The following is a 6,424-nucleotide window of genomic DNA, read 5'->3' as shown; positions in this document are numbered from 1 at the left end:
TGAAAAATACTTTTAGATTGATTTTACTCGCACTCAAATGGTTAGTGGTTAAAGGTAAATTAACTTTAAAAAAACTTTAAATTAAAGTTGCGAGAGTTAAAAAGGTATGTATCTTTGCAGCCGCTTAGGGATTGACGCAGTTGTTGAGAAGTAAGCGAAACGTTCCTTAAAAATTTCTTTCAAATTATTTTCAAATAGTAGTTTGAGAACCAAAAAAGAGTTGTAGGTTTGCACCCGCTAAATAAGCTAACAAAATTGGCTTGTGGATGTTTAAAAAACGGTCTTAAAAAAGTTTTTAAATTATTTTTTAAAAAAGGTTGTTAGATTAAAAAAAGGTTGTAAGTTTGCACCCGCTTAGCGAAGCAAGCACGTTCTAAACAATAGATGAGAGGTAATAAATATAATGGTTCAACTCCATTACATCGACAAAAATCTTAATTTAAATTAAGGTAATTTCTTTAAAGCGATTTAAGGGAAAGTTCATTGAGATATTGAAATTGACAGCGTAGGTTAAAGATCGAAAGATTTTTAATCGACAAAGAATAAAACTAAACTAAGTTAAATACCTGAGAATTTTTTTTGAGAGAACTATAGTAGTTGTATAAAATTATTTAAGATTATACGATGAAGAGTTTGATCCTGGCTCAGGATGAACGCTAGCGGCAGGCCTAACACATGCAAGTCGAGGGGTAACAGGGAGCTTGCTCCGCTGACGACCGGCGCACGGGTGCGTAACGCGTATACAATCTACCTTGTACTAGGGGATAGCCTTTAGAAATGAAGATTAATACCCTATAGTCTATTGAGATGGCATCATTTTAATAGTAAAGGTTACGGTACAAGATGAGTATGCGTCCTATTAGTTTGTTGGTGTGGTAACGGCACACCAAGACTACGATAGGTAGGGGCCCTGAGAGGGGGATCCCCCACACTGGTACTGAGACACGGACCAGACTCCTACGGGAGGCAGCAGTGAGGAATATTGGACAATGGGCGAGAGCCTGATCCAGCCATGCCGCGTGCAGGAAGACGGCCCTATGGGTTGTAAACTGCTTTTATACAGGAAGAAACACTCCCTCGAGAAGGGAGCTTGACGGTACTGTAAGAATAAGGACCGGCTAACTCCGTGCCAGCAGCCGCGGTAATACGGAGGGTCCGAGCGTTATCCGGAATCATTGGGTTTAAAGGGTCCGTAGGCGGGCAGCTCAGTCAGTGGTGAAAGTTTGCAGCTCAACTGTAAAATTGCCATTGATACTGGTTGTCTTGAATCATTATGAAGTGGTTAGAATAAGTAGTGTAGCGGTGAAATGCATAGATATTACTTAGAATACCAATTGCGAAGGCAGATCACTAATAATGTATTGACGCTGATGGACGAAAGCGTGGGGAGCGAACAGGATTAGATACCCTGGTAGTCCACGCCGTAAACGATGGATACTAGCTGTTCGATCTTCGGATTGAGTGGCTAAGCGAAAGTGATAAGTATCCCACCTGGGGAGTACGTTCGCAAGAATGAAACTCAAAGGAATTGACGGGGGCCCGCACAAGCGGTGGAGCATGTGGTTTAATTCGATGATACGCGAGGAACCTTACCAGGGCTTAAATGTAGTCTGACAGATTTGGAAACAGATTTTTCTTCGGACAGATTACAAGGTGCTGCATGGTTGTCGTCAGCTCGTGCCGTGAGGTGTCAGGTTAAGTCCTATAACGAGCGCAACCCCTGTTGTTAGTTGCCAGCGAGTCATGTCGGGAACTCTAACAAGACTGCCAGTGCAAACTGTGAGGAAGGTGGGGATGACGTCAAATCATCACGGCCCTTACGTCCTGGGCCACACACGTGCTACAATGGTAGGTACAGAGAGCAGCCACTGGGTGACCAGGAGCGAATCTATAAAACCTATCTCAGTTCGGATCGGAGTCTGCAACTCGACTCCGTGAAGCTGGAATCGCTAGTAATCGGATATCAGCCATGATCCGGTGAATACGTTCCCGGGCCTTGTACACACCGCCCGTCAAGCCATGGAAGCTGGAAGCACCTGAAGTCCGTCACCGCAAGGAGCGGCCTAGGGTGAAGCTGGTAACTAGGGCTAAGTCGTAACAAGGTAGCCGTACCGGAAGGTGCGGCTGGAACACCTCCTTTCTAGAGAAAGTACGACGAATTAGTTAATCTTAACTAAAGAATGAGGGTATTTAGCTTGGTTTAGCTGTCAATTTTATATTAAAAAAAGAAAAGAGAATAAAGAAACAAGAAAGGAGATGTGTAACGCGTCTTTTCTCTCTGATCTTTTGTCTTTTCTCTAATAAAGCAAAGTCTCATAGCTCAGCTGGTTAGAGCGCTACACTGATAATGTAGAGGTCGGCAGTTCGAGTCTGCCTGAGACTACAATAAGTAGTAAGGTGTTTATATTTTACCACTTAACGTTCATAACACACATATTGAAGGAAATTTTAGAAGTTGGGTATCCCAAGTTGACGTATAAAGTCATCAATTAACTGATAACTGTTAACTGATAACTGACTACTTAAAACAAATGGGGGATTAGCTCAGCTGGCTAGAGCGCCTGCCTTGCACGCAGGAGGTCATCGGTTCGACTCCGATATTCTCCACCATTCTTTAGATACAAGGATTGATAGTTTGCCAAACACAGGATTCATTCATGAAAAACGTGCGGTAATCATCAGAGTTGTATTGTTTAAAAAGAAACACGTTCATTGACATATTGAAATATAAGAATACGAGAAAAGCAAATAATAAAGTAAAAGTCTTTTTGCTTAGTTGTTTACAATTAAGTAAGAAGCGATAATAACTCATTAAAGAGCAAAAAAGTACAATAAGCAAATTAAGAGCGTATGGGGAATGCCTAGGCTCTCAGAGGCGAAGAAGGACGTGATAAGCTGCGATAAGTTGCGGGGATTGGCACATACAAATTGATCCGCAAATTTCCGAATGGGGCAACCCACTATATTGAAGATATAGTATCCGCAAGGAGGCAAACCCGGGGAACTGAAACATCTAAGTACCCGGAGGAAGAGAAAACAATAGTGATTCCGATAGTAGCGGCGAGCGAAATTGGATTAGTCCAAACCAGTACTGTTACGGCAGTGCTGGGGTTGTAGGACCACGATATTTGATGCGTAATGAATTAGAACACTTTGGAAAGAGTGGCCATAGACGGTGATAGCCCGGTATAAGTAAAGAGCGTTATTGATAGTGGTATCCTGAGTAGTGCGGGGCACGTGAAACCCTGTATGAATCCGGCGGGACCATCCGCCAAGACTAAATACTCCTGAGAGACCGATAGTGAACCAGTACCGTGAGGGAAAGGTGAAAAGAACCCTGAATAAGGGAGTGAAATAGAACCTGAAACCATACGCTTACAAGCGGTCGGAGCCCTTTGGGGTGACGGCGTGCCTTTTGCATAATGAGCCTACGAGTTACTGTTGCTAGCAAGGTTAAAATTTTAAGAATTGGAGCCGTAGCGAAAGCGAGTCTGAATAGGGCGCCATAGTTAGTAGTAGTAGACGCGAAACCGTGTGATCTACCCATGGGCAGGGTGAAGCTGTAGTAACATACAGTGGAGGCCCGAACCCGTTGACGTTGAAAAGTCTTGGGATGACCTGTGGGTAGGGGTGAAAGGCCAATCAAACTCGGAAATAGCTCGTACTCCCCGAAATGCATTTAGGTGCAGCGTTGATATTAGTTTTATAGAGGTAGAGCTACTGATTGGATGCGGGGGCTTCACCGCCTACCAATTCCTGACAAACTCCGAATGCTATAAAATATGATCAGCAGTGAGGGCATGGGTGCTAAGGTCCATGTCCGAGAGGGAAAGAACCCAGACCATCAGCTAAGGTCCCAAAATGTATGTTAAGTTGAAATAACGAGGTTGGATTGCACAGACAGCTAGGATGTTGGCTTGGAAGCAGCCATTCATTTAAAGAGTGCGTAACAGCTCACTAGTCGAGCGATCCGGCATGGATAATAATCGGGCATAAACATACTACCGAAGCTATGGACTAATTTATTAGTGGTAGGGGAGCATTCTAGTTGTGTTGAAGGTGAACTGCGAGGTTTGCTGGAACGGCTAGAAAAGAAAATGTAGGCATAAGTAACGATAATGCGGGCGAGAAACCCGCACACCGAAAGACTAAGGTTTCCTCAGCTATGCTAATCAGCTGAGGGTTAGTCGGGACCTAACGCGAACCCGAAAGGGGTAGTGGATGGACAACAGGTTAATATTCCTGTACCTGCTCACGTTAAAAGTGACGGAGGCGAAAAGATGGTGCGTGCTGACGGAATAGCACGTTGAAGCCAGTGGTAACACGGCGATAGTACACTAAGACTACGGTTGCGGTGATAATCCATTGTATCGACTTCCAAGAAAAGCGAGTGAAGCAGCCCGTACCCTAAACCGACACAGGTAGTTGGGATGAGAATTCTAAGGTGCTCGAGAGATTCATGGCTAAGGAACTAGGCAAAATCGACCCGTAACTTCGGGAGAAGGGTCGCCCTGTAGCAATACAGGGCCGCAGTGAAGAGGTCCAGGCGACTGTTTATCAAAAACACAGGGCTCTGCAAAATCGAAAGATGAAGTATAGGGCCTGACACCTGCCCGGTGCTGGAAGGTTAAGAGGAGATGTTAGCTTCGGCGAAGCATTGAATTGAAGCCCCAGTAAACGGCGGCCGTAACTATAACGGTCCTAAGGTAGCGAAATTCCTTGTCGGGTAAGTTCCGACCTGCACGAATGGTGTAACGATCTGGACACTGTCTCAGCCATGAGCTCGGTGAAATTGTAGTATCGGTGAAGATGCCGATTACCCGCTGTGGGACGAAAAGACCCCGTGCACCTTTACTATAGCTTAGTATTGACTTTGGATAAGTAATGTGTAGGATAGGTGGGAGACTTCGAAGCAGCATCGCTAGGTGTTGTGGAGTCACTGTTGAAATACCACCCTTTACTTATCTGAAGCCTAACCCAGTAATGGGGACAGTGCTTGGTGGGTAGTTTGACTGGGGTGGTCGCCTCCAAAAGAGTAACGGAGGCTTCTAAAGGTTCCCTCAATACGGTTGGCAATCGTGTGTAGAGTGCAATGGCATAAGGGAGCTTGACTGAGAGACCTACAAGTCGATCAGGTACGAAAGTAGAGCATAGTGATCCGGTGGTTCCGCATGGAAGGGCCATCGCTCAAAGGATAAAAGGTACGCCGGGGATAACAGGCTGATCTCCCCCAAGAGCTCACATCGACGGGGGGGTTTGGCACCTCGATGTCGGCTCGTCACATCCTGGGGCTGGAGAAGGTCCCAAGGGTTGGGCTGTTCGCCCATTAAAGTGGCACGCGAGCTGGGTTCAGAACGTCGTGAGACAGTTCGGTCTCTATCTACAGTGGGCGCAAGAAATTTGAGTGGATCTGACTCTAGTACGAGAGGACCGAGTTGGACGAACCTCTGGTGTACCAGTTGTTCCGCCAGGAGCATTGCTGGGTAGCTACGTTCGGAAGGGATAAGCGCTGAAAGCATATAAGCGCGAAACCCACCACAAGATGAGATTTCTTTAAAGGGTCGTGGGAGACTACCACGTTGATAGGTCATAGATGTAAGTGCAGTAATGTATGTAGTCGAGTGATACTAATAACCCGTATGCTTATGTACGTCGTTTCTTCCTTAAGGTTTACCTTAAGGAAGAAGCTAACTCTTTACATAAGTTGCAATCACTTTATTGCTAGTTTTCTTCTATTCTTATTTCAATATGTTAAGATATTTTCCTGCAAATGCGCAGGGTGACATCTTTTAGGTAACTAAAAGTGTCCATAACCCTAAGGTGGTTATAGCGACGGGGCTCACCTCTTACCATTCCGAACAGAGAAGTTAAGCCCGTTAGCGCCGATGGTACTACACTTGTGGAAGAGTAGGTCGCCGCCTTCTTTAAACCCTTCATAGATTCTATGAAGGGTTTTTTTATACAATAAATCTACGCGACGCTTCCACAAGTGAGCGTGGTGGTAAAAGCCGAATGGGTGATTTCTACTAAAATAGAAAATTATCTTTCGGCTTTTGCCGTTTTTTAACCTAATAAGCCGCCTTCTTATAAGACCCAATCATTTAATTGATTGGGTCTTTTTTTTATACTAAACCCAAATACCACAAGCAAATAGTGGTACCCAAAACCTCCAAAAATGTAATTTACAGTATACATTTTTGGAGGTTTTAGTTGTTTATATTCTATCAAGCCGCTTCTTAGCTTATGATGTAAATCCAAATACCACATACAAATCACTGGATTTTGCTGTTTTTGTACTAGTAAGCCGCTTCTTTTTTGCGCCAGGGATAGCAGCGGCATCCTCTTTATCGTGCTTTTCAAAACGATGAAGAGATATAGCGAATAGCCCGATCTCTATTTTTTCAATAGAGAGGTGCCATAAGCA

1 protein-coding gene, 2 tRNA genes and 3 rRNA genes are annotated in these 6,424 nt (G+C 44.5%); 5 read left to right on the top strand and 1 reads right to left on the bottom strand.

Annotation, left to right across the window (positions count from 1 at the left end):
• The first annotated feature begins 621 nt into the window (after positions 1-621).
• The 5 genes from BLQ00_RS16880 to rrf all read left to right on the top strand — a co-directional run bounded on the left by BLQ00_RS16880 (position 622) and on the right by rrf (position 5,924).
• Positions 622-2,140 (top strand): 16S ribosomal RNA (locus tag BLQ00_RS16880).
• A 169-nt stretch (positions 2,141-2,309) separates the two neighbouring features.
• Positions 2,310-2,383: transfer RNA gene (locus BLQ00_RS16875), tRNA-Ile, on the top strand.
• A 150-nt stretch (positions 2,384-2,533) separates the two neighbouring features.
• Positions 2,534-2,610: transfer RNA gene (locus BLQ00_RS16870), tRNA-Ala, on the top strand.
• A 220-nt stretch (positions 2,611-2,830) separates the two neighbouring features.
• Positions 2,831-5,650, top strand: a 23S ribosomal RNA gene (locus tag BLQ00_RS16865).
• 166 nt (positions 5,651-5,816) lie between these two features.
• Positions 5,817-5,924, top strand: a 5S ribosomal RNA gene (rrf, locus tag BLQ00_RS16860).
• The 16S, 23S and 5S rRNA genes sit together here with 2 tRNA genes alongside, the layout of an rRNA operon.
• A gap of 317 nt (positions 5,925-6,241) precedes the next feature.
• On the opposite strand, the gene BLQ00_RS17725 is transcribed toward rrf, so the two are convergent.
• The coding region (locus BLQ00_RS17725) for a hypothetical protein (RefSeq protein ID WP_217629441.1) at positions 6,242-6,424 on the bottom strand (183 nt) is incomplete at its 5' end.

Source organism: Ulvibacter litoralis, assembly GCF_900102055.1.
GTDB lineage: Bacteria > Bacteroidota > Bacteroidia > Flavobacteriales > Flavobacteriaceae > Ulvibacter > Ulvibacter litoralis.
The sequence above is the reverse complement of the archived record's forward strand: the minus strand, read 5'-3'. Positions and strand labels throughout refer to the sequence as shown.